Genomic DNA, 24,936 nt, shown 5'->3' on the forward strand with positions numbered 1-24,936 from the left:
TCAGCCCAGCAGTGCGTCGACGAAGGCGTCGGGGCTGAAGGGCGCGAGGTCGTCAGGACCCTCGCCGAGGCCGACGAGCTTCACGGGTACGCCGAGCTCCCGCTGCACCTGCACGACGATGCCGCCCTTGGCCGAGCCGTCCAGCTTCGTCAGGACGATGCCGGTGACGGCGACGGCCTCGCTGAAGACCCGGGCCTGGATCAGGCCGTTCTGGCCGGTGGTGGCGTCGAGGACCAGAAGCACCTCGGTGACCGGAGCGGTCTTCTCGATCACCCGCTTCACCTTGCCGAGCTCGTCCATCAGGCCCTGCTTGTTCTGCAGGCGTCCCGCGGTGTCGACGACGACCGTGTCGACACCGGTGTCCAGGCCCTGCTTGACCGCGTCGAACGCGACGCTCGCCGGGTCGCCGCCCTCCGGCCCCCGCACGACGTCGACGCCGACGCGATCGCCCCAGGTCTGGAGCTGGTCTGCGGCCGCGGCGCGGAAGGTGTCGGCCGCCCCGAGGAGGACCGAGTGATCCTCGGCGACGAGGATGCGGGCAAGCTTTCCGACCGTCGTCGTCTTGCCGGCGCCGTTGACGCCGACGACGAGGACCACGCCGGGAGCGCCGTCCGCGCCGCTGATCTGGAGGCGGCGGTCCATCGTCGGGTCGACCAGCGTGACCAGCTCGTCGCGGAGGACGGCACGAGCATCGCCGGGGCCCTCGACCCGCAACCGGGTGCGCAACCGCTCGGTCAGTTCCTGCGTCGGGGCCACGCCGATGTCGGCGGTGAGCAGGAGGTCCTCGACGGACTCCCAGTCGTCCTCGTCGAGCCGGTCACTGGAGAGGAGGGAGAGCAGGCCGCGCCCGAACGCGGTGTTGGAGCCGGCCAGTCGCTGACGCAGCCGCACCAGCCGGGAGGCGGTCGGCTCGGGACGCTCGAGGGTTGGCGTCGTCGCCTGGGGCCGGGCGGGCTCTACCGAGGTCCTCTCCTCCGGCGCGGTCTTCTCCGGCGTGAGAGTCGTGACGCTCCGTGGACGGCGCCGCGTCGCGACGACCAGCCCCGTCGTCAGCGCCACTGCCACCAGCAGAACCACGGCCACCAGGATGAGGATCAAGGTCATGTCCCAATCCAACCAGAGAGCTGCCAGCGTCTCCCTTTCGAGGAGCGCCGCCCGTCAGCGACGTCGACTGGCCTCACACTCAGGCGGGCTCGACCTCGCGCAGACGCTGGCTGATCACCGTCGAGACGCCGTCGCCGCGCATGGTGACGCCGTAGAGCGCGTCGCCGACCTCCATGGTCCGCTTCTGGTGCGTGATCACGAGCAGCTGGCTGTTCTCCCGCAGCTCCTCGTAGATCTCCAGGAGCCGTCCGAGGTTGGTGTCGTCGAGCGCCGCCTCGACCTCGTCGAGGATGTAGAAGGGCGACGGCCGCGCCTTGAAGAGGCTCACGAGGAACGCGACGGCCACCAGTGAGCGCTCGCCGCCCGACAGCAGCGAGAGCCGCTTGACCTTCTTGCCCGCAGGACGCGCCTCGACCTCGATGCCCGTCTCGAGCATGTTCTCCGGGTTGGTGAGGACGAGTCTGCCTTCACCGCCGGGGAAGAGGCGGGCGAAGACGTGGTCGAAGGCACGCTCGACGTCGGCGTACGCCTCGGTGAAGACCTGCTCGACGCGGGCGTCGACCTCCTTGACGATGTCGAGGAGGTCGCGGCGGGTGGAGCGCAGGTCCTCGAGCTGCTCGGTGAGGAACTGGTGCCGCTCCTCCATCGCGGTGAACTCCTCGAGCGCCAACGGGTTGACCCTGCCGAGCATCGACAGGGCACGCTCCGCCGTACGCAGGCGCTTGGTCTGCTCCTCGCGGACGTAGGGGATCGGCGCTGGCGGCTCAGCCTCCGGGTCCGACGAATCGGGCGCGACCGGGATGGGCACCTCCGGCCCGTACTCCGTCACCAGCACCTCGGGGTCGAGGCCGAGCTCGGCGAGGGCCTTCTCCTCGAGCTGTTCGATCCGCATCCGCTGCTGGCTGCGGGCGAGCTCGTCGCGGTGGACGGAGTTGACCAGCTCGGCGAGCTCGCCGTCGAGCCGACGCACGGTCGCGCGTACGTCGAGCAGCTGCTGCTCCCGTCCACGTCGGGCCTCCTCGACGGCCGTCCGGGCCTCGGCCGCGGACTGGATCGCCGTCTCCAGCCGGACGAGCACGTGGGCGACGGCTGCGGAGACGGCCTCGGCGGCGCGTCCCTCCCGGATCAGCCGTTCGCGCTGGGCGATCGCCCTCGCGCGGGCCTCGCGCTCGGCCGCGGCAGCTCGGAGCAGGGCGTCGGCGCGGCCGTGGATAGCGCGTGCCCGCTCCTCGGAGGTGCGGAGGGCGAGGCGCGCATCCATCTCCGCCTGGCGGGCGACGCGGGCGGCCTCCGCGAGCTCCTCCCGGGCGCTGACCGCCTCCTGCTCGGCGTCCTCGTCGCCGGCCTCCTCCGCGTGGGCGAGCCGGGTCTCGAGCTCGGCCAGGCCGGCAAGCGCCTCGGCCTTGGAGGCCAGCACCTGGTTGATCGACTGGGTGAGGCGCTCGGCCTCGCCGCGGGCGGCACGGGCGTGGGCGCCGTACTGCGCGAGCTCCTCGGCGACGGCGGCGAGGGTCGCGTCGGACTCGTGGAGCTTCGCGAGTGCGACGTCGACCCGCTTCTGGGCCTCGAGGCGCTCGGCCTCGAGGCGGGAGATCTCGAAGGTGAGTCGCTCCGAGGAGGCGACGGCCTCGGCGAGCCTCTCGGTGGCCTCGTCGACGGCGGCCTGGATCTCGATCAGGCTCTGTCCGGCAGAGGAGCCACCGGAGGCGAAGTGCGTGCCGAGCAGGTCGCCGTCGCGGGTGACCGCGGTGACCCCGGGGGTGGAGGCCACGAGCGCCCGGGCGGCGTCGAGGTCGTCGACGACGGCGACACGGTCGAGCAGCCGGGCGAGTGCCGGGCGGAGGACCTCAGGGCAGTCGATGACGTCGACGGCGTACGTCGCGCCGCCGCTCATCGTGGGCCAGCCGGAGCTGTCGCCGCTCGCCCCGCCGACGAGCAGCCCGGCGCGGCCGAGGTCGTCGCTCTTGAGCAGGCCGATGGCGGCCACGGCCGCGTCGGGGTCGGTGACGGCCACAGCATCCGCTGCCGAGCCGAGCGCACTCGCGACCGCCGTCTCGTAGCCGCTCCGGACGGCGAGCAGGGCGGCGACAGAGCCCATCAGGCCGGACACCCGGTCGCTCACGGCGAGCAGGGCACCAGCACCGTCCTTGCGGGCCAGGCCGAGCTCGAGGGCGTCCTTGCGTGCCGCGAGTCCGGTGCGGTCGCGGTCGGCCTGGGAAGCCTCCTCGCGGACCTTGGCGAGCTGCTCCTCGATGTCCTCGAGCAACTCGGAGGCGGCCTCGTGCTCCGCGTCGAGGCCCTCCTCCCCCGCGTCGAGGCCGGCGACCTTGGTCTCCAGGGAGGTGAAGTCGCGCTGCGCGCGATCGGCGCGGGCTGTGGCCTCCTCGCGGGCGAGGGTGAGGCGGCCGACCTCCTCGTCCGCGGCAGCGGCGCGGGTACGCAGCGCGTTGACCTGGCCGGTGAGCCGGGCCAGGCCTTCACGGCGGTCCGCGGCCGCACGCTGGAGCGCGGCGACCCGGCGGTCCTCCTCGGCGGCGGCGTCCTCGGCGCTCTTGCGCCTGTTGACCGCCTCGTCCAGCGCTGCGCGATGGGTCGTGACCTCGGCGTCGATCTCTGCCTCCCGCTCCCGTGCGCGAGAGGCCTCGGCCTCGAGCTCCTCGGGGTCGCGACCGGGCTCCACCTCGGGGATCGAGCCGGCGTTGCGGAGGCGCTCGGCGGCCAGCGAGGCCGTGCCACGCAGCCGCTCACGCAGGCCGTTGAGCCCGAACCACGTCTCCTGCGCCTTGGAGAGCGCCGGGAGGTCCTCACGCAGCGCGGCTTCGAGGGCGTTCTCGTTCTCGCGGGCCTCGGCCAGGGCCTTCTCGACCTCCTGCCGGCGGGCGAGGAGGGCCGACTCGTCGGCGAGTTCGGCCTCGAGCGACTGGCGTGCGGTGGTGAGGTCGTCGGCGAGCAGTCGCGCCCGCGCATCCCGTACGTCGGCCTGGACCGTGGCCGCCTGCCGCGCGACCTCCGCCTGCCGGCCCAGCGGCTTCAGCTGGCGGCGGATCTCAGTGAGCAGGTCGTTGAGCCGGGTGAGATTGCCCTCGGTCGACTCGAGCTTGCGGAGCGCCTTCTCCTTGCGCTTTCGGTGCTTGAGGACGCCCGCAGCCTCCTCGATGAAGCCGCGCCGCTCCTCCGGACTCGCGTGGAGGATCGTGTCGAGCTGCCCCTGGCCGACGATGACGTGCATCTCGCGGCCGATGCCGGAGTCCGACAGCAGCTCCTGGACGTCGAGCAGGCGGCAGGACTGGCCGTTGATCGCATACTCCGAGCCGCCGGAGCGGAACATGGTGCGGGAGATCGTGACCTCGGCGTACTCGATCGGAAGCGCGCCGTCGGCGTTGTCGATGGTGAGGACGACCTCGGCGCGGCCCAGAGGGGCACGGCCCGACGTACCGGCGAAGATGACGTCGTCCATCTTCCCGCCGCGCAGGCTCTTCGCGCTGGCCTCGCCCATCACCCAGGCGAGCGCGTCGACGACGTTGGACTTGCCCGACCCGTTCGGGCCGACGATGCAGGTGATGCCCGGCTCGAGCTGGAGGGTGGTGGAGGAGGCGAAGGACTTGAACCCCTTGAGGGTCAGGCTCTTCAGGTACATCCGGGCTCCCCGTCTCAGTCGCGCTGGTGCAGCAGCCTAGCCTGAGCGGGTGCGCTCATTCCTCGTCGTGGTGTCGGCGTTTCTGGTGACGATGCTCGGCACGACGATGCCGACTCCGCTCTACGGCTTCTACCAGGCGAAGCTCGGCTTCGGGCTCACGACGGTCACCGTCATCTTCGCGACCTACGCCTTCGGGGTCCTCGTCGCGCTGCTGGCCTTCGGGCGCTGGTCGGACGTGGTCGGTCGGCGTCCGCTCCTGCTCGCCGGGCTCTGCCTGTCGGCGTTGAGCGACGTGGTCTTCCTGACCGCCGACGCCACGTGGGTGCTCCTGGTCGCGCGGGTCGCCTCCGGGCTGTCGGCCGGCATCTACGTCGGTACGGCGACTGCGGCCGTCCTGGAGGCGGCACCTTCCGGATGGCAGCGCCGGGCGCCGCTCGTCGCGACGGTCGCGAACATCGGCGGCCTCGGCCTGGGGCCGCTCCTCGCGGGCGCGCTGGTCGACGCCTTCGACCACCCGCTGACGATCGCCTTCTGGATCCACCTCGTCATGGCCGTCCTCGTGGGCGTGGCACTGCTGGTCGGCGTACCGGAGACGGTGGAGCGCACACCGGGTGAGCGGCTCTCCTTCCAACGGCCGGACGTGCCGGCGCCGATCGCCCGCACCTTCGTGGGGGCGGCGGCCGCCGGGTTCGCCGGTTTCGCGGTGACCGGGCTGATCATGGCGGTCTCGCCGAAGTTGGTCGCGCTGGCGGTCTCCGACCCCAGCCCGCTGCTGGTCGGCTTCGTGGCGTTCGTGCCGATGTGCGCCTCCGCGCTTGCGCAGGTCGCGCTGACACCGCTCAGCACTCCGGTCGGGATCAACCTCGGCATCGGCCTGCTCGTGCTCGGCCTCCTGATCCTGATCGTCGGTGTCCAGACCGAGGACCTCTGGGTGCTCATCGTGGCCGCCGCGGTCGCCGGCGCCGGTCAGGGGGTCTCCTTCTCCAAGGGGCTCGCGACGCTGCTCGCCCGCGTCGAGCCGCACGAGAAGGCGGGTGTGTCCTCGGCCTTCTTCGTCGTCGCGTACGTCGCCATCTCACTGCCCGTCATCGGCGAGGGTCTCGCGGCGCGGGCCTGGAGCCTGACGTCGTCGGCGACGGTCTTCTCCGGACTGGTCGCGGCGTTGGCGCTCGGTGCGCTGGCGATCCTGGTCCTCGACCAGCGCCGCGAAGCGGCCTAGGCCGCGCGGACCTGTTCGTCCTCGCGGGCGAGCCGGCCGATCTCGCGCCAGAGCGCGGCCAGGCAGATCGCGGCGGAGGCGAAGCCGAACCAGTAGGGCGCGGTGATGCCCCAGTGGTGGGACATCGGCCCGGCGACGGCGGCTCCGAGGACCAGCCCGCCGGTGAGCAGCACCATGTAGACCGAGCCGACCCGGCCCTGAAGGTCGTGCGGGATCAGGCGTTGCGTCACGGAGCTGTAGGTGGCGCCCCAGTAGCCCTCGTGCACGCCGAAGAGGCCGAGCACGACGAACGCCACCCACGCCTGGTCGGTCCACCCCAGCAGCGCCCAGCTCGACGTCTCCCAGACCAGGCCGTAGCGCATGATGTCGCCGATGCTGACGTGCCGCTCGACGAGTCCGTACGTGAAGGAGCCGATCACGCCCCCGACGGCGATCGCGGCGAGCAGCAGGCCGTAGCCGAGGTCGCCCAGGCCGAGCCGCTCGTGGGCGTACAGCACCATCGTCGCCCAGACAGCGCCGTAGGCGAGGTTGAAGCAGACGATCTGGAGGTTGAGCGTCCGAACAGCCGGGTTGTGCCACGCCCACAACCACCCGTCTCGGATCTCCGACACAGGATGGCGCCGGTCGTCCGGCGCGACGCCGTGCGGCGGCAGCGCGAGCTGGGCGAGCAGCACGATCGCGAGACCGGCGCAGACCAGCTGTGTCACGAACGGCACCCACTGCGCCACCACGAAGAGGCCGGCGCCGAGCGGCGGCGCGATCAGCCGGTTGATCCCCATCCAGCCGAACTGGAAGCGCGCGTTCGCGATGCCGAGGTCCACCCTGTCGACGATCATCGGCAGCACGGTGCGCCCGGCGCTCTGGGCCAGCGTGTCGGCGATGCCGAGGGCCAGCATCGTCAGCAGCACCACGACGATCGGCGCCGCACCGAACGCCAGGCAGCCGACCAGCACGGCCAGGACCGCCGCCCGCAGGGCGTTGCCGATCATCATGAGGACACGGCGGTCGTGGCGGTCGGCCAGCATGCCGGCGTACAGACCGAAGGCGAAGCCGGGGAGCCAGTCCAGCAGCGCGGCCAGCGAGACCAGGCGCGCATCATGGGTGCGGCTGGCGACGAGGAGGGGGCCGGCTGCCGTGGCCATGCCGCCGCCGAGCGCGTTGAGCCACGACTGTGCCAGGAGAAGACGAAAGCCGACCCCCAACTGATCGGGTGCGATCAGCGTCAGGAGTCGGCTCATGATCCGGGCAGCCTAGTGCCCGGAAAGGACCGGGTGGATCAGGCGGGCTGGAGCTCCGCCGACTCGGTCGTGGTGGTCATCGAGGCCTCGACGAGCTCGGCCACACGGGCAACCAGAGTGTCGTTCTCAGCCTTGAGGGAGTTCACGAGCTCGGTCAGCTCGGTAACGCGGGCGCGGAGCTTCGCGTTGTCGGTGACGAGGGGGTGGGGAGTCCGCAGATCGGTGGGGAGATGCCCCATCAGTGCCTTGGCCATGACGAGTCCTTCGCGGGGATCGGGGAGTGTGCTGGACCGTCTCGAATCGTCCCACCGAGTGTGAGCTGGGTCAAACCCGCGTCGATTGTCCCGGAACCCATCAGGACCGAGGTCCCGACGCCGATGGAGCTCTCGACCTGGTCACCGAGAGAGGAAGAGGGCCATCACGTGTCGGAGGAAGCGGCGTCTCTCGCCGAGGCATTCACGGCTGCGCTCGATGCCATCCCTGCAGACGAGGTGCAGGCACTCGAGCGCCAGGCGGCCGCGGACCTCCTCGATCGGTCGTTCTATCTCGAGACCAATCCCGCCGTCGCCGAGGCCGGCATGGACCCGGTCGACCACTTCTGCCGGTTCGGCTGGCGCGAGCTGCGCAAGCCGCGACGCGACTTCGACGTCTGGTGGTACTGGGCGAACCACCTCGACCCGAGCCAGGACCGGATCAACCCGCTCCTGCACTACGCCGTGCTCGGCCGCGAGGCGGGACTGGAGGCGCGACCGGACCCGCGTCCCCGGAGCGAGGGCGTCACCTTCACGCCCGGCCAGGTCCGACGCGCGATCCTGTTCGCGGCCTACGACGCCGGCGGCCTGGTCGACGACGCCACGATCCACTTCGTCACCGAGCTCGCCCGACACGGCGACGTCTTCTTCCTCGCCGACTGCTACCTCCACCCCGACGAGCTGGCCAAACTCGCCGACGTGACGGCCGGCGCCTGGTCGGTCCGTCACGGCGCCTACGACTTCGGCTCCTATTCGATGCTCGCCACGGACCTCGTCGGATGGTCGCGGCTCGAGGAGTACGACGAGGTCCTGTTCGTCAACGACAGCTGCTACCTGGTGCGCCCGCTCGACGAGGTGTTTGCCCGGATGGACGCCACGGCCGCCGACTGGTGGGGACTCCAGGCGACGAAGGGCCTCGCAGGAACGGTCCTGGACGACTCGATGAGCCACTTCGCGGAGCCGATCCGGCTGGAGGACGTCGTCAATGAGCGCGTCATCGCCTTCGAGGACAGCCCGGTCTACGACTTCCACGTCGGCTCCTACTTCCTGGCCTTCCGTCGCCCGGTGCTTGACGACCCGGTGTTCCGTCAGCTCATCGGCTCGGTCGCCCGCCAGCCCTCGAAGCTGTTGATCATCCTCAAGTACGAGGTCGGCCTCACCCATCTGCTGCTGGGCCGCGGCCACCGGATGGCCACCTTCATGGAGCACCTGTATCCCTTCCACCCGATCTTCACGGAATGGGCCTTGAGGCTGATCGACAGCGGTTTCCCGCTGCTCAAGCAGTATTTTCTCGAGCACAACCACTACCAGACGCCCGGCCTTGCGGCCTGGCGTGAAAAGCTGCTCGCGCTCGTACCCGAGGCTCGCGTCGACCTGATGCAGGAGCGACTGGACCGCACGGGCGACCACAGCCGGATCGCCCGCAGCTTCGCGGTCCGCCCCCTTCCCAACGGAACGGTCACGGTGCCTCACACCATGAATCCGGACCAGTTCTGGGAGGCCGACGAGGCGACGCCGAAGGATAACCGGCAGTGGACCTTCGTCGTCGACCCCACGACCCACCGACTCTCGGAGAGCAACCTGGCCCTGCTCCACGAGGCAGCCCGTTCCGGCGGGCGGAAGCTGACTGTCCTCACCCGCGCGATCGCCTTCGACACGTCGCCATACGCTGCCGCAGCAAGCCCTGTGACCACGCATCCCGTCACAAGCCCCGCGGGCCAGCAGGCCCTGCTCACATCCGCCACCGTCCTGGTCTCCGGTGACCCATGGCAGTCGGTCGGCGTCGCGATGCAGACCGAGCACCGCCGGGTGGTCGTGACGCGCGACGGGTTCACCGCGCCGGTGCTCTCCGAAGCGCCCATCAATCCCGACCGCGTGCTGCCACTGGCACGAGCGACCGCCCTGCTCTCCGCTGGGGAGATGGACCTCCTGCTGGCCCTCCCCCACCACTGGCCCGCCACCTACGACCTCGGGTGGATGACCGGTCTCCCCGCGCATGATCTGCTCGCCCTGCCGCCGGAGCGGCTCCCGGACGAGATCCGGGTCGACATGGACCGGCTCAGCACCGAGCTTGCCGGCCGCCGGCTCCTGCTTCTCGCGCCCTCCGCCTTCGAGACCGCGACGCTCACCCGGGCGGAGGCCGACCAGCTGATCGCCGACGCCAGCCGTCACGACCTGGTCCTCGGCGTCCGATCCGTCGCCGGTGATCTCGACCGGCCTTGGGCGCGTCTCCTCGGCGGCGCAGCGCTGGACCTCTCGGCCTCGCGCTACGCGTGGCGCACCGCCGTGCTCCGCTCGGCCGCGGCCGTCGTCTCCGACGACGACGGCCTCCTGCTCGACCTGATCGCCCACGGGATCCCGTGCCGCAGGATCGGCGACGGGCAGGCCCCGATGGTCGGCCTGCGCGAGCTGGCCGGCCTGCCGACGTACGCCGACGGCGGGATCGACGACCTCGAGACCGTGCCCGCACCGCGGCCCATGTTCACCATCCGGGGCGAGGCGATCACGCGCACGTTCCGGGCGCTGGCCACGACAGGAGTCGCGCGATGAGCGTGTCCTTCCCAACCACGAAGACCTTCCTCCGGCATCTCGACGGGCTCGACGCCGACACGCGGCTGCTGACCGAGGCCCTGGCTGCGCGATCGCACTTCGACCCGGAGTTCTACGTCCGGATGTATCCCGAGGTGGACCGCTCCGAGCTCGATCCGCTCGCGCACTACTGCCTCTACGGCTGGCGCGAGGGTCGGGTGCCGATGCGTGGCTTCGACAGCCTCTGGTACTCGATGACCCACCTGTCGCAGGCGCCGGACATGAATCCGCTCGCTCACTTCGCCGCCGTGGGGCAGCGGCAGCGGCTCGCCACCCACCGGCCAAGCGCGCCGCAGTGGCGGGAGCCGGCGGCACTGGGGGACGACGTACGTCGGTGTGTGCTGGTGGCCGCCTACGATCCTGACGGCCTGGTGGACGCGACCTTGGTCCGTTACATACGCGAGCTCTCCCTTTACGGCGACGTCTTCGTGCGCTTCGACACCGACCTCCTCCCCGGCGAGATCGACAAGCTCGGACCGCTCACGCAGGGCGCTTGGGATGGCCGCCACAGCACCTACGACTTCGGCTCCTATGCGCTCCTCGCCGAGGAGCATGTCGGCTGGGAGAGGCTGACGACGTACGACGAGCTCCTGCTCGTGAACGACAGCGCACTGCTCGTCCGCCCGCTCGAGGAGACCTTCACCCGGATGGCCGCGGAGCCCTGCGACTGGTGGGCGCTGCAGGCGACCGCCAATCCCGTGACGCGGCGCTTCTGCCCGCTGAACGACAGTGCCCGACAAGCGGCCACAATCCCCGCCGCAGAGCTCGCCGACGTGTTCGATGAGATGCTGGTCGGTGCCGAGCTGGCCGACTTCCACCTTGGCTCCTACTTCTTGGCGTTCCGTCGGCCGGTCGTGGACCGCCCGGAGTTCCGGAAGTGGCTGGGCCGAGCGCGCGGCGTGGAATCGAAGACCGGCGCCATCAGCCTGGAGATCGGTCTCACCCAGCTGCTGATCGGCCACGGCCACCGGTTCGCGACCTTCGTGCCCGACCTGTACCCCTACCATCCGGTCCTCGGCGATCCTGCGTTCGACCTGGTGGCGGCCGGCTTTCCGTTGCTCAAGCGACGGCTGCTCACCGACAACCCCTACGGCGTCGATGTGACCGACTGGCGTCTGCGCTCGGGAGCCGACCGCGACACCGCCACCGAGATCGAGGCCCTGACCCGCCGGCTGCCGCTCTCCGACGAACAGTTCGTCCTGGCTGACCAGTCCGCACACCCACGCGACGACGTCTGGGCGTTCCCCGTCTGCGCCTACGACAACACCCTCGGAGGCAACGACCGCGCTGTCTTCGAACAGGTCCGGATGGACCCGTCGATCACCAAGGTGGTGCTGACCCGCGCCCTCGACATCGACGTTGAAGGGAAGAACGTGGTCGTGGTGCCGCTTCGCAGCCGTGAGGGCCAGGACTGGCTGCTGCAGGCGGGCTTCGTCTTCACCAAGCACGGACCGCTGCTCAACATCCCGTGGCCGCTGATCCCGGCCCACCGGGTGATCAACCTGTGGCACGGCATCCCGCTGAAGCGCTTCGGCAACGCCTCGGTCGACACGTCCGCCCGCAGCATCATCTCCAACATCCATCTGGGCTGCACCGCCGTGATCACCTCGAGCCGGATAGACAGCCTCGCGATGGGCGCGGCCTTCCATCCCCTCACCGTCCACGACATGTGGCCGACAGGGCTGCCGCGGAACGACTTCATCACGTGCGATGAGACGCGGTTGCCCGCCGACATGCGCGCCGACCTGGACAGTCTCCGCCGCGACGTCGGTGACCGCCGCCTCGTCATGTTCCTGCCGACCTTCAAGAACGGCCAGGAGAACGCCTACTACGCCTTCTCGCCCAGTGAGATCGAGCGCCTCGCCAAATGGGCCGAGCACCACAACGCCGTCATCGGCGTCCGTGAGCATATGGCCGACACGGCGCGGACCTACTCGAAGCTGCTCGCCCCCCTGGACCCGATCGACCTGTCGAGCGAGCGCTTCCCGAATCTCGAGGTGCTGTACCGTGCGGCGGACGCCCTGATCAGCGACTACTCCAGTTGCCTCGTTGACTTCCAGCTCACGGGTCGGCCGGTCCTCAGCTTCGCGTACGACCTCGACCGCTACTCCTCCGATGAGCGGGGACTCTTCTATCCGCTCGACCAGGTCCTGCCGGGCCCTGTCTGCCGCACCTTCGACGAGCTCGCCGCCGCCCTCGACGACGTCTTCGAGGAGCCGACGGCCGAGGAGCGCGCCACGTACGAGAGGAAGCGCTCGATGTTCTTCGACCACGTCGATGACGGCGCGGCGGCGCGCGTCGTCGCCCGGGTGAGGGCGGAGTTCCGCTGATGCCGATCTTCACCAAGGGCGAGCGCAGCGTCCTCTTCGTCCACGTGCCGAAGACGGGCGGCGCCTCGTTCGAGCTCGCCATGATCGCGGCGGGCTGGACGCGATGGATGTACGAGGACGACCGCGCCGTCGTCACCCGCCTCACCTGCGCCCCTCAGCACTTCCACGCGCCGCTTCTCATGGCCACGGTCGACGTGAGCAAGGTGGACGCCGTCTTCATGATCGTGCGTGACCCGGTCGCCCGCTTCCGGTCGGAGTACTCATGGCGCCGACGCGGCTCGCGCGACCCCACCCTCGGCGCGGCGGACGTCGTCGAGCTCTGGCTCAAGGATCAGCTCGTCAGGCTCGCCGACAACCCGTTCCACGGCGACAACCACATGCGCCCGCAGGTCGAGTTCGCGCTCGACGACTGCGACATCTATCGCTTCGAGGAGGGCCTGGACGTCATCGCCGCTGGCCTCGACGCACGCTTCGACCTCGGCATCTCCGAGCACATGGGCCACGTCCACGACAGCTCCGGATTCGCGCTGCCCAGCAGCAGCGTGGAGATCAACAGCACCGTCGAGGCGATGCTGCGGGAGTACTACGCCGACGACTTCCGCCTCCTGGGCTACTGAGTCGAGTGGTCGGAGCCGGACCGTTGAGACAACCGTTCAGCGGGCGCGCGGTGCCGGCTGGCACACCGGACAGAAGTACGACGACCGGTTCATGAACTGCACCCGCCGGATGGGCGTGCCGCAGCGGTCGCACGGCCGACCCTCCTGCCCGTAGGCGTGGAGCGAGCGGTCGAAGTAGCCGGACTCGCCGTTGACGTTGACATAGAGCGCGTCGAAGGAGGTGCCGCCCTGGCCGAGCGCCTCCCGCATCACCGCGGTGGCGGCCTCGATCACCCTGTGCAGCTGCGGTTTGGTGAGCCTGTTGCCCGCCCGCTCCCCGTGTACGCCGGCCCGCCAGAGCGCCTCGTCGGCGTAGATGTTCCCCACTCCGCTGATCAGGGTCTGGGTGAGGAGGAGCCGTTTGATGCCCGACGCGGAGCGCTTCATCCGGGCGACGACCAGATCCGGGTCGAAGGCCGCCTCGAGCGGGTCGGGCGCGATGTGCGCGATCTCCGGCGGGATGGTGGCTCCGCCGACGCTGATCCCCAGGCCGCCGAACATGCGCTGGTCGACGAAGCGCATCTCGCGCGCATCGAGGCCGAAGCGGACGCGCAGGTGCCGCTCCGGGTCAGCGCCGGGCAGCTGCACCAGCATCTGCCCGCTCATGCCGAGATGGACGGTCAACGCGTCACCGGACTCCGGGTCGTCGAGCGCGAGCCAGAGGTACTTGCCTCGACGTCGGGCAGCGACGATCGAGCGGCTGGTCATCGCGGAGGCGAAGGCGTCCGGGCCGGCGACGTACGACCGGACGGGGCGGGGGTGCAGGACCTCGACCGAGGAGATCAGCGAGCCGAGCACATGACGCTCGAGGCCCGCGCGGACGACCTCGACCTCAGGCAGCTCAGGCACGGTCAGGCATCGGCGGAAGGAGCCGCGGCCGCCTGGATCTCAAGGTAGGCGGTCTCGGCTGCGCCCTGCTCGGCGACCTTCTTCGAGCCGCCGGAGCCGTTGCCGTAGAGGTTGCCGCCGACGCGCACCTGGGCGTGGAAGACCTTCATGTGGTCGGGTCCCTCGTCGGTGATGACGTAATCGGGCACGCCGAGACCGTGCTCGGCGGCGAGCTCCTGGAGGGAGGTCTTCCAGTCCAGACCCGCACCGAGCGCCGAGGCGGCCTCGATCAGCGGATCGAAGAGGCGGTGGACGAGCACCGAGGAGACCTCGATGCCACCGGAGAGGTGGACGGCGCCGATGAGCGCCTCGACGGTGTCGGAGACGATCGAGTCCTTGTCGCGGCCGCCGGTGGCCTCCTCGCCCCGGCCGAGCTTGACCTCGGCGCCGAGGCCGATGCTGCGGCCGACGCCGGCAAGGGCGCGGGCGTTGACGACCGCGGCACGCAGCTTCGCGAGCCGACCCTCGGGGAGGTCGGGATGCATGCGGTAGAGCGTCTCCGTGACGACGACGCCGAGCACCGAGTCGCCGAGGAACTCGAGGCGCTCATTGGTCGGCAGGCCCCCGTGCTCGTAGGCGTAGGAGCGGTGCGTCAGCGCAAGCTCAAGCAGCTCGGGGTCCAGTACTGGATCCCCGAGCTGCGAGCGGAGTGCTTGGTAGTCGGTGTAGTCGGTCACCCGACTGCTACCTGTGATGGGCTCAGAGAACCTGGCGGCGCTCGGCCTTGGCGCCGTACTGGCCGCACTCACCGCAGGCGCGGTGCGGCAGGTGCTTCGCACCGCACGCCGGGTTGGCGCAGGTGACCAGGGTCGGCGCAACGGCCTTCCACGCCGAACGACGGTGGCGCGTGTTGCTGCGCGACATCTTCCGCTTCGGAACAGCCACGATCTTCTCCTCTAACCGAACGTACAAGATGGGGGTCGCCAACTTTCGGCAACCGGAAGAGTCTAGGGCGGATTGCCCGCCGGGCGTTATTCGGCGTCGTTCCCGGCCTCGGCGAGACCCGTCAGGCTGGCCCAGCGCGGGTCGATCGGCGCCTCATGGCCGTGGTCGGGCTCGTCGTTGAGGTTGGCGCCGCACTCGGGGCACAGGCCGGCGCAGTCCGGGCGGCACAGCGGCTGCAGCGGGAGGTCGAGGACGATCGCGTCGCGCAGCACCGGCTCGAGGTCGACGAGGTCACCGTCGGTGAGGCTGACGTCCTCGTCCTCGTCCAGCGTGGCCGCGTCGCGGGTGTCGTCGTACATGTAGAGCTCCTGGAAGTGGACGTCGATCTCGTCGTCGATCGGCTCCAGGCAGCGCACGCACTCCCCGCTCAGCTCGGCGGTGACGTCCGCGGTCACGAGTACGCCGTCCATGACCGCCTCGAAGCGCAGGTCGAGGTCGAGCTCGGCTCCCTCGGGGACCTTCAACATCTCGATGCCGAGGTCCGCGGGCGCCGGCACCGTCAGGGAGAGCTCGCGCTGCGAGCCGGGGCGGCGACCGAGCTCGTGGGTGTCGATCACCAGCGGGGCACGCGGGTCAAGGGAAGGCACTCTGTCACGATAACGTCGCCCGCGGTTCAGGGCCCTCATCTGCGGAGCCATCTCGCACATTCCGATCGGCGAGGCCGGAAGGTGAGGAGCGCCTCAGGGAACGGAATCGGGGGCGGGGTCCTGGAGCACGCGGCCGTGCTCAAGATGGCCGATCCAGATCCGCCAGGTCGTCTGGGCGTAGCCCTGCGGGAGTTCGGCCAGGCCGTGCTTCCAGAAGCGGAGTGTCTGCCGCACGTTGGGATCGCCGAGCTCGGTCCCCTGCGGCAGGTCCCTGCTCGAGAAGGCGACGACCTGGACCCGCCCGGCCCGCGCCTGGAGCTCACGCAGCAGGTTGACGTCGGTCGCGTCTCCACTCACGACCTCACGTCCGCAGACGGTTCGCACCGTCACGGGCAGATTGGCCGGCTCGTGGCCGGTCGCGACCAGGACCACATCGGCGGTCAGGCCGCGGCACAGTTTCTCGACGGCGGCGCGGGTCCCCACCCCTTCCGGCATGGTGAGCAGCGAGCTCCAGGACAGGATCGGACCACCCACGACGAGGACCGCGGCGACTCCCCCGACGCCGTACCGCTGCCACGCGGGACGCGTCCGTGACAGCCACCACTCGATGGCGAAGGCAGCACCCACGAGAAGGCCGGGCGTGATCACGGGCAGCAGCCGGCGATAGGCCCACGGTTGGTCCGGTGTGATGCTGACCTTGTCGAAGTAGAGGGTCGCGACCACGGCTGCGGGCACGACCACGGCCAGAAGATCGAGCCGTCTCGCAGTGATGCCCCTCGTGAACATGATGCCCAGCCCGACCGCAGCCAGCGCGACCGTGCTCCAGCCGAAGTACCAGACGACCCAGTGGAGCGTCAGTTCGTCGTAGGAGCGGGTGCCGTCGACCGTGAGCCCGGCCTGCTGCTGCCAGGTCTCGATGACGCTCGCATAGACGGAGCCGGCCGGAGTGAAGTGAGCCTGCCACCACAGCGGACGGCTCCACCAGAAGAGGAACGCGAGCGGTACGCCGACGCCGGCTGCCACGCCGACGCGTCGTCGCCACACCTCACCGACCCCTCCAGACCAGCCGCGGCGGCGCGCGACGGCACGGACAGTGAGGACAGCGCCGACCAGGACCAGGCAACACAGCGTCCCGGCCCAGAGTTGCACGGCCTGGCCACGAAGGTCGTGCACGTAGCGGCGTTGGCTGATCCACAGCGATCCCAGTCCGGCCACGCTGGACAGGAATCCTGCGCCGAGAAAGGTCAGCATGAGCCGGCGCGTCACCGCGAAGTCGGTCAGAGGGGCGGCGGAGAGCACGATCACGGCCAGGACAGCAGCGCCGACGAGAACCACCGGACCGTCGATGCGCGCCATCGACCCCACGCCCAGGAAGACGCCGCCGGCGGCCGCGAGGGCGGGGCGACCCGACCGCAGCGCGGTCACCAACCAGATCAGTCCCGCCATGGCGGAGATCGTCATGATCCCCTCCGAGTACGGAGCCCGCATCAGATAGAGGAAGGCGACGGCCAGACCGAGGGCCGCCTGGGCGACCAGAGCCAGCCACGGCCGCATGAACCGCCGCGCAACGGCGTACATGCCGACGAGAGCGACCGCTCCGATCAGCAGGTTCGTCCTGAGGACTCCGTCGAGCCCGTCGAGCCAGCCACCGACCGCCATCAGCGCGGGCAGCGTCAGGCCGCCCTGCCCATGCACCACGCCGCTGGCGTCGCCCGCCGAGAACGGCAGCAAGGAGGCGCTGAGCCCGTGCACCTGAGCCTGGAGGTCCAACGTCGCATGGGTGTCGATGCCAGCCGTGCGGTGGTGGGTGAGCCAGATGGCGCTCACGGTGTAGATGGCCGGGTCTCGAGTGACCCACAACAGCTGGGCGACATACCTCGCGTTGAGCACGACCCACACCGTCGGCACCAGCAGCGAGGCCACCGCTCCGACCACCTGGGCGGTGCCTCCCTCCGGCAGTGGAGGAAGGAGGCGCATGAGGATGGGGACGCAGATCACGAAGGCCAGGCCAACCAGCCACGGCGTGAAGTCCTCCAAGACGACCGCGATCGTCACCGCTAGGCATGCGGCGATGAACAGCGCCAGGACGAGATCCGGCGCCGCGACGAGGAACCGGCGCACGATCCCGGTGCGCCGCTCATCAGTGTCGTTCACAAAGTGCGGCACCGGTCCTCCTCGCGCGAGCATGGGCGGCGATCACCCTAATGGGCCACCTCCGGAGCTCGACGGCGACTGCCCGTAAAGCGCCCGACGGTGGATTCGCCCGCCCTCGATCGGCCCCCGTAGGCTGTGCAGCCGTGATCATCCGTCCGACAGCCGTCGTCGTCGCCACCTACGACGAGGTCGGCCTGGCGCGCTCCACCGTCCGATCCGTGCTGACAGCCGGAGCAGCGGCCTGTTGTGTCGTCGATGTCGACGGCCGCTACCAGAGCGTCGGGAGCGAGGACGTCCTGGACCTCGCCGAGCTCGCGCGGTCCGCCGGCGTGGCCGACGAGGCGAGGCTCGCGGTAGCCACTCTCGACCATGACGAGCTGTCCTTCTACGCCGGCCTTCTGGGCGTCGCGGCCGCCCTGTCGGCCGGCGCGCCGGCCGCCGCACTGGTCCGCGCAGGGGTCGTCGTACTCGGAGACCTGGAGACCGTCGTCCCGCAAGCGGGTGCCTCCACCGCTGTGCTGCCACGCGTGGGTGCGCAGATGCTCGGGAGCCGCGGTCTTCCCGATTCCCGCGTCACGCACGCGACGGAATTCGGCGCGATCGGAGTGCCGACGCCCACCACGACCCTGTTCACCCGCTCGTTGGTCGGGTTCGGTCCGGGCGCCGACCTGGATGCACTGAGAATCCTCGCCGCCGACTGGCGCCACGCGCTCGGCGCCTTGGACAGCTTCGCCGCGTCGACACCGACGACCGTCCTTCGGGGCGATTCGGTACTCGTCGGACCGTGGCGGGGCTCGCAGGACTCGCGGTTCGAGTACGGCGACGACAGCACGCTTCGCCTCGACAGCGAGCCGGTGACTGCGATCGACCTCAGCGGCTTCGACCCGACGAAGCCGTGGATCCTGGCACCGTCGGACGTCGTACGGCCTGCCCTGCTGGCGAGCGAGCACCGGGCGCTGCTCACTCCCCTGTCTCGCATCGCGGCCGAGCGCCTGGCCGACGGCGAGATCGTGGATGCCTCGTACGAGGAGCCTCCCCGGTCACTCTTCGACCGTGTCCTCCGGCAGGAGGCCCGGCGATCGCACCTCATCGGCGGGGAGGTCCCTGACCTGATCGGCGCCGTCGGCGACCCTGCCACGAGCGACGACGTCGAGCGGTGGAGTCTCGAGCTGTTGCCCCCGGCCCACCCGCGCCCGGCCGCCCGCTACCTCATCGGGGCCCGCGGCGCACGTCGCGACCTCCAGCACAAACTGCCCCACGTGCCCGGCGTCGACAGCGCCCGGCTCGGTCAGTGGGGTCTCAAGCGTGGGACCCAGGGAGCCACGGCATTCGACTCGGCGCTCCTGCGTCGTGCTGGCGAGGTCACCCTCGCCGCACAGCCGTCGGAGGCGGTCCAAGGGAGCCGACCCGAGGGCGTCAATCTCGTCGGCTACCTGTCGGCCGAGCTGGGCCTGGGGCAGTCGGGTCGGCTCGTCGACCAGGCCCTCCATGCAGCCGGCGAGCCGACGTCCACCTTCGACGTCTCGCGCCGCCTCTCGCACCGCCAGGCTGCCGCCTACCGTGTCTCTGACCCGTACCTGTACGACACCACTCTGCTGTGCGTGAACGGAGCGGAGACCCGGGACGTCGTCCGACAGGTCGGGGACACCGTGCGCGGCACCCACCGGATCGGGATGTGGTACTGGGAGCTCGAGGACTTTCCTGAGGGTCAGGCCCGCGGATTCCGCTTCGTCGACGAGGTGTGGGCGGCGACGGACTTCATCCGCGACGCCATCGCCGCCAAGTCCCCTGGCGTCCCGGTCCGGACGGTGCTTCCTCCGCTACCTCAGCGTGAAGGCGAACTCGCCGAGCTGCCGACCCGCTTCGGGCTGTCTCCCGACCGTCCGTACTTCCTGTTCACGTTCGACTTCATGAGCTACGCCGCTCGGAAGAACCCCTTCGGACTCGTCACCGCGTTCCTCAGGGCATTTCCGGAGCCGGCGCCCGACGGCCCTCAGCTGGTCATCAAGACGATCAACGGCGACAAGCGGTCGACCGATGCCGAGCGACTGCGCATCCAGATGGCAGCCCGCGACGACCTGATCCTGATCGAGGAGTATCTGCCCAACGACGAGCGCCACGTCCTCGTCGCGCACTGTGCCGCCTATGTCTCCCTGCACAAGGCCGAGGGGCTCGGTCTGACTCTTGCCGAGGCCATGGCCTGGGGCAAGCCGGTCATCGCCACGCGGTACGGCGGCGTAGTCCAGTTCATGGACGACGAGAACTCCTTCCTCGTGGGGTGGGAGCCGGGCACCGTCCCGGAGGACATGGGGCCGTACCTCAAGGGCGTGCCCTGGGCTGAGCCCGACCTCGACGAGGCAGCCGACCTCATGCGCACGGTCATCCAGCAGCCGGAGCGTGCCGCCGCGGTCGGAGAGCGGGCAGCCGCCGACATTCGTGAGCTGCACAATGTCGAGATCGCCGGCGCCCGCATGCGTGCCGCGCTTGCGCAGGGCCGCTCCGAGAGGCGTGCCGCTGCCCGTCGTTCACTCGAGAGCACGGACGGATCCCGTCGGACTCCACTCTGGCGTCGTATCGCCGCACGGGGCATGAGAAGCCTCCGCTCGGTCCGCCGGAAGGTCCACGCGAGGACGCGCTGAGACGCTCGGCACGCACTGTTCACCGCACTGACCGGCAGAATTTGCCGCTGGAGGATGCGCCCGTAAGACTCTGCATGCTCCAGCCGCCCTCCCGTTGGCGCCCGCACCGTGGAGGTGAATGCGGCGAGCACGAGGAGGATGACGTGGAAGAGCACCAGGGCTCGGCGCCCGCCGGATTCGCTCAGATCTACGAAGCTGTAGCCCAGTCTGTCGCCGAGCGTTGGCAGGAGGAGGGCATCAACCCTCGCGTGCCGGCGCTCGAGCCCGCCGAAGTGGTCTCCTGGTCGCTCTTCGACGTTCCGCGTGCCGCACTCCTCGGGCTCGACGATGACGCTGTCTTCGTCACCGCGCTGTACACCCGCCTGCTCAACCGCCTCCCCGCACCGCGCGAGGTTCGGGCGTGGCGCCGACGGCTCAACGAGGGTCTCTCGCGCAGTGACCTCCTCGAGGAGATCCACACCTCCGACGAGGGCCAGCGGATGGGGGCGATCGTCCGATGAAGCACCCCACCACCTACATCGACGTCACGGACGTCACGCGGCTGGGCTTCACCAGCGGCATCCAGCGCGTCGCACGGGAGATCGTCGTCCGGCTCGTCGAGCGCGCTGATCTGGACATCAGGCTGATCCGGCTCGACCCGACCCTCGGCCGCTTCCGCACGCTCGAGTCCGAGTCCTTCCGCGCCTGGATCCGGGATCGGGGTGTCACGCTCGCCGACGTCGGCGAGCCACTGTCGATCGACGACTTCGGGCCCGGTGACGTCTTCCTCGACCTGGAGTCACCCTGGCTCTCGCCGCTCACCCGCCCGGCGTTGTACCAGGGGCTCAAGGGCCGCGGTGCACGGATCGCCACCGTGGTCTACGACCTCGTGCCGGTCCTCATGCCGCACGTCGCACACCAGAACACGGTGCGCGCCTGGTCGGCCTACATCGCCGCCGTGTACGCCTACGCGGACCTGGTCCTGCCGATCTCGCGCACGACCGAGCGCGACTTCCTCGACTTCAAGGCACAGCTCGGCGTCGAGCGCCACATCCCGACCCTCGTGATGCGTCTCGGTGGCGAGATCGCCCACGCCGGGGAGCTCACCGCTGCCGAGGAGGCGCTGGTCGCACCTCTCCGTGGGGAGACGTTCTTCCTCTTCGTCGGCACGATCGAGCCGCGCAAGCGCCAGCTTCTGGCTCTCGAGGCATGGGAGGAGCTTCGGAGCCAGCGACCCGGGACTCACCTGGTCTTCGTCGGCCGACTCGGCTGGAACTCCGACGAGACGGCCAAGGCCATCCGGGAGCACCCGCAGTTCGGCACGACCCTGCACTGGTTCGAGGGACCCAGCGACCGCGTCGTGGAGCATCTCTACCGGGAGTCGTTCGCGACCCTCTACCTGTCCCACTACGAGGGGTACGGCCTGCCCGTGGCGGAGTCGCTGGCCCGCGGGAAGATCGTCATCTCCTCGCGCAGCGCGGGCGCGATCCACGAGGTGGCCGGTGAGCTTGCTGACTACTCGTTCTTCGACGCGCCGACGGAGATCGCTGCCACCATGTCGCTCTACCTCAGTCATCCGGAGCTCTACGAGGCGCGCACGGCAGCAATCGCCGAGTCCTTCGACCTCACCACATGGGACACCACGGCGTCGGTCGTGGGAGAGGCAATCGCACGATGGGATGAGCCGGAGTGGTCATGCCCCGAGACGCTCCAGTTCGTCTACATCAGCAACGACCCGAGCCGGGTGATCGAGGGCATTCGCGCCTATGAGCGGCACGCGCCGGTCAAGGAGTTCCTCGTCGCCTGCCCGGAGTCGATGCGGGCCTCGGTGCTGTTGCCCAGCTACACCACGCCCGTCCGCGTGGTGACCGACGAGGAGCTCCTCGGGGAGGAGATGGACGCGTTCCGCGCCGCCGACCACCAGGGGAAGAACTGGATGCTGCGACGCCTCCTGGTGGCGCACGAGGCGGTCGACGAGGTCTTCGTCATGCTCGACGACGACAGTCGACCGCTCCGAGACCTCACTCGTGACGACTTCATCCACGACGACGGCACCGACAGTGCCTACTTCTACGGCGACCTGCCCCGGTGGCCCAGGTCGTTCAACTCCTACGACTACGGCCAGGTCGAGACCCTCCAGTTCGTACGGCGATGCGGTCTGGAAGAGCTCTCCTACTCGTCGCACCAGCCGCAGGTCATCCGCAAGCAGGTCTTCCTCGAAGCGGCGGCGCTGGTCGCCGAGCGGGGCCCGGGCCTGGCCGTCGACGAGTGGAGCGTGTACTTCAACTACGCCATCTCCCGGTATCCGTCGCGGTTCCGAAAGCAGCCCTTCAAGACGCTCAACTGGCCGATGCTGGCCACCGACTGGCAGGTGCAGTACCCGCCGGTCGAGTACGCCTTCGAGAACAGGTACGACCATCCGTACGACGAGGGCATCTTCAGCGGCCACCCGAACCCCTCTACCGAGACCAAGGTGGCCTTGAAGGCAGCCGAGGCGGCGCCGCTCGAAGAGACCAAGGAACGCTTCCGCGAGGGCCTCGAGATCGTCCGCGCGCTCGGCCTCGCCAAGGGGCCACTGCTGTTCGAGGCCGGTGACCTCACGGTCGTCGTCCAAGGCGTTCCGCGTCTCCTCGCGGTGAGCGAGGGCGTCCTGAAACTGCCCCTGAGCGTCCACCTCGTCCAGCGGCAGCAGTTGCCGGTGCGCGTCGAGTTGGCGCCGCGGTCCCGCGACATCCGCTACCCGTCGCGGGCGGTGCGTGTGCCGGAGCAGGGTCCGTTGGCGCACGACTACGCGTACGTCGAGCTCCCACTCACGATCGAGGCCCACCGGCCAGTGGCGGTACTCTTCGATGTCGTGGTGAACGGCATCATCGTGCCCGCGACTGCCCCCGCCTTCGGCGCGATCGCCGTCAAGATCCCGCCGGAGGAGTCGGTTGCCGGCGTACTGATGGCGCTTCGCCCCGGCGACCGGGGCGCCAGCATCGCCAAGGCGTACCGCGCGTCACTCCCGAAGAGTCAGAGCATCCAGAAGCCTGCCACCGGTGGTGGCGCCGGAGCCGCGAAGGCCGAGGGCACGCAGTCCCGGACGCCCTCCCGGCACTCCGCACGCCGGATCGCCCGCGGCCTGGCGCGTCGCGCGCGCCGACTCCAGCAGATGTACCCGTCGGGCACGAAGCGCGAGCTGAGGGCCCTGCAGCAGCGTCTGGGCGACGTCGACGCCTCGATCGCCGCCCTGCGAACGAGGTCGGACGTCCGGGCGCGCAACCAGCGCATCACCGCCCGGCAGGCCCGCGCCTCCGTCGATCAGCTCACCCGCCAGGTCGTCCGGCTCAGCACGGATCTCCCTCGGCCACAGCGGGCCACGGACCTCACCCGGTTGAACGACCTGCTCAAGACGGTCGAGCACTACCAGCCGCTGTATGGTCTGCCCGGCCTCGTCGACGTCCCGTCGCGCGAGTCGCTCGACCGTGCGCATCTCATCGAGCAGGCCCTCGGTGTCCTGCCGGGCCTGCGGGTCCTCGACATCGGCTCGAGCCTCGGCTACATGTGCCTCTACCTCGCCGACCGAGGTGCCCACACCTGCGGGTGGGAGATGAACCCCGACAACGCCGAGGTCGCGCGGATCGTGTCACGCCTGACCGGCGTACGGACGACGATCAAGACGCGCACCCTCGACGAGCACACGATCAGCAGCGTCGGTGCGGACGAGTTCGATGCGGTCCTGGTGCTCTCGGTGCTCCACCATGTCATCCACTTCCGCGGTCTCGAGCACGCTCAGCACCTCGTTGCCGACCTGCTCGACCGGGCCCGTGTCCTCATCGTCGAGCTCGCCGGCCCGAACGAGGGCGAGCAGTACTACTGGTCGGCCGCCCAACCGGAGGATCCCCTGACCGTACTCGATCTCGTCCGGGAGCGCGCCGAGATCGAAATCCTCGGCACCTTCGGCACGCATCTTTCGGGCAAGGTCCGGCCTCTCGTGAAGGTCACCCGCCGGCAGGTCGTCGAGGTGGCTGGCCACCCGCACGCCTACGACGCAGTGCGCACCCAGGCGTACGACGGCTCCCCGCTCGTCGGCGAGAACGACCGACGCCGGTTCTTCTTCTCCGATACGGAGATCATCAAGGAGTACGGCGCCGAGCGCATTGAGAACCAGGCCTTCAAGCAGCCGCTGCGGGAGATGAACATGCTGCTGAACGAACTGTCCCCGGACATGGTCTGGCACCTCCCCGAGCTCGTCGACTTCGACATCGTCGGTCGGCGACAGCGCCTGGTGCTCAAGCGGGTGCCGGGCGACCTCGTCGTCGACCTGGCGCCGCTGGCGGACGAGGCGGTGCGCCTCATCTGCGAGGACGTGCTGCACACGCTGGAGGATCTTCAGCGCCTCGGCATCAGCCACAACGACCTGCGCTCGTGGAACATCGTCCACGGCGATCAGGGCGCCTGGTTGATCGACTACGGCCTTGCTTCCCACCGACCGGTCGAGGACGACATCGTCGCCCTGCTGTGGGCGCTGCGCGCCGCGGCCACCGGCGAGCGGGAGGGCTTCGAGGTCGACAAGGCCGAGCTTCCGCCCCGGGATGACCTGCCCGAGGCCATCCACCCGGTGTTCGACCTGGTGGAGTCCGGCGTACGCGATGCCGCCGAGCTGCGTGCTGTGCTGCACACCGACCGGGTGTGATGTCGAAGGAGGGGTCACCGATCGCGGGCGCTACAACCTCCC

At 70.0% G+C, this 24,936-nt stretch carries 16 protein-coding genes; 7 read left to right on the top strand and 9 right to left on the bottom strand.

Annotated elements, in window-relative coordinates; translation table 11 throughout:
• Both ftsY and smc read right to left on the bottom strand, forming a co-directional pair.
• Nucleotides 1–1,104, bottom strand: a complete 1,104-nt coding sequence (ftsY, locus tag LH076_RS11325; protein WP_227780815.1) for a signal recognition particle-docking protein FtsY — start codon at nt 1,102–1,104, stop codon at nt 1–3.
• A gap of 79 nt (nt 1,105–1,183) precedes the next feature.
• Nucleotides 1,184–4,741: a chromosome segregation protein SMC gene (gene smc / locus LH076_RS11330; protein ID WP_227780816.1), complete on the bottom strand. Its 3,558-nt coding sequence runs from the start codon at nt 4,739–4,741 to the stop codon at nt 1,184–1,186.
• Nucleotides 4,742–4,790: 49 nt separating this feature from the next.
• Between smc and LH076_RS11335 the strand changes: the two genes are divergently transcribed.
• Complete coding sequence (locus tag LH076_RS11335) at nt 4,791–5,960, top strand: MFS transporter (RefSeq protein ID WP_227780817.1); 1,170 nt, start codon at nt 4,791–4,793, stop codon at nt 5,958–5,960.
• Here LH076_RS11335 and LH076_RS11340 read toward each other — a convergent pair.
• On the bottom strand, nt 5,957–7,198 hold the full coding sequence (locus LH076_RS11340) for an MFS transporter (RefSeq protein ID WP_227780818.1): 1,242 nt from the start codon (nt 7,196–7,198) through the stop codon (nt 5,957–5,959). The two genes, LH076_RS11335 and LH076_RS11340, sit on opposite strands and share 4 nt — an antisense overlap.
• A gap of 38 nt (nt 7,199–7,236) precedes the next feature.
• Entirely contained in the window at nt 7,237–7,452 is a 216-nt protein-coding gene (locus LH076_RS11345) for a hypothetical protein (protein WP_227780819.1), read from the bottom strand.
• Between the two features lie 168 nt (nt 7,453–7,620).
• Between LH076_RS11345 and LH076_RS11350 the strand changes: the two genes are divergently transcribed.
• The 3 genes from LH076_RS11350 to LH076_RS11360 are packed head-to-tail and all read left to right on the top strand — an operon-like array spanning nt 7,621 to nt 12,985.
• Entirely contained in the window at nt 7,621–9,999 is a 2,379-nt protein-coding gene (locus LH076_RS11350) for a rhamnan synthesis F family protein (RefSeq protein WP_227780820.1), read from the top strand.
• On the top strand, nt 9,996–12,368 hold the full coding sequence (locus LH076_RS11355) for a CDP-glycerol glycerophosphotransferase family protein (protein WP_227780821.1): 2,373 nt from the start codon (nt 9,996–9,998) through the stop codon (nt 12,366–12,368). The genes LH076_RS11350 and LH076_RS11355 overlap by 4 nt, the downstream gene beginning before the upstream one ends.
• Nucleotides 12,368–12,985, top strand: coding sequence for a sulfotransferase family 2 domain-containing protein (locus LH076_RS11360; protein WP_227780822.1), 618 nt, complete (start codon nt 12,368–12,370; stop codon nt 12,983–12,985). The genes LH076_RS11355 and LH076_RS11360 overlap by 1 nt, the downstream gene beginning before the upstream one ends.
• Nucleotides 12,986–13,021: 36 nt before the next feature.
• Here the strand turns inward: LH076_RS11360 and mutM are convergent, their stop codons facing one another.
• The 5 genes from mutM to LH076_RS11385 form a co-directional block, all read right to left on the bottom strand.
• Entirely contained in the window at nt 13,022–13,873 is an 852-nt protein-coding gene (mutM, locus tag LH076_RS11365) for a bifunctional DNA-formamidopyrimidine glycosylase/DNA-(apurinic or apyrimidinic site) lyase (RefSeq protein ID WP_227780823.1), read from the bottom strand.
• Between the two features lie 2 nt (nt 13,874–13,875).
• On the bottom strand, nt 13,876–14,589 hold the full coding sequence (gene rnc / locus LH076_RS11370) for a ribonuclease III (protein WP_265333816.1): 714 nt from the start codon (nt 14,587–14,589) through the stop codon (nt 13,876–13,878).
• Nucleotides 14,590–14,611: 22 nt separating this feature from the next.
• Nucleotides 14,612–14,797, bottom strand: coding sequence for a 50S ribosomal protein L32 (gene rpmF, locus LH076_RS11375; protein WP_227780824.1), 186 nt, complete (start codon nt 14,795–14,797; stop codon nt 14,612–14,614).
• A gap of 86 nt (nt 14,798–14,883) precedes the next feature.
• A complete protein-coding gene (locus tag LH076_RS11380; RefSeq protein ID WP_227780825.1) occupies nt 14,884–15,444 on the bottom strand; it encodes a YceD family protein in 561 nt (186 codons plus the stop codon).
• Between the two features lie 93 nt (nt 15,445–15,537).
• Nucleotides 15,538–17,610, bottom strand: a complete 2,073-nt coding sequence (locus tag LH076_RS11385) for a hypothetical protein (RefSeq protein WP_227780826.1) — start codon at nt 17,608–17,610, stop codon at nt 15,538–15,540.
• Nucleotides 17,611–17,741: 131 nt separating this feature from the next.
• Here LH076_RS11385 and LH076_RS11390 point away from each other — a divergent pair, with 131 nt between their 5' ends.
• The 3 genes from LH076_RS11390 to LH076_RS11400 all read left to right on the top strand — a co-directional run bounded on the left by LH076_RS11390 (nt 17,742) and on the right by LH076_RS11400 (nt 24,894).
• Nucleotides 17,742–20,237 (top strand): glycosyltransferase, encoded by a 2,496-nt coding sequence (locus LH076_RS11390; RefSeq protein WP_227780827.1) that lies wholly within the window; start codon nt 17,742–17,744, stop codon nt 20,235–20,237.
• A 143-nt stretch (nt 20,238–20,380) separates the two neighbouring features.
• Nucleotides 20,381–20,737: a DUF4214 domain-containing protein gene (locus LH076_RS11395; RefSeq protein WP_227780828.1), complete on the top strand. Its 357-nt coding sequence runs from the start codon at nt 20,381–20,383 to the stop codon at nt 20,735–20,737.
• Nucleotides 20,734–24,894, top strand: a complete 4,161-nt coding sequence (locus LH076_RS11400; protein WP_227780829.1) for a glycosyltransferase — start codon at nt 20,734–20,736, stop codon at nt 24,892–24,894. Before LH076_RS11395 ends, LH076_RS11400 begins: the two co-directional genes overlap by 4 nt.
• Nucleotides 24,895–24,936 lie beyond the last annotated feature (42 nt).

It is taken from the genome of Nocardioides sp. Kera G14 (assembly GCF_020715565.1).
Classification (GTDB): Bacteria; Actinomycetota; Actinomycetes; order Propionibacteriales; family Nocardioidaceae; genus Nocardioides.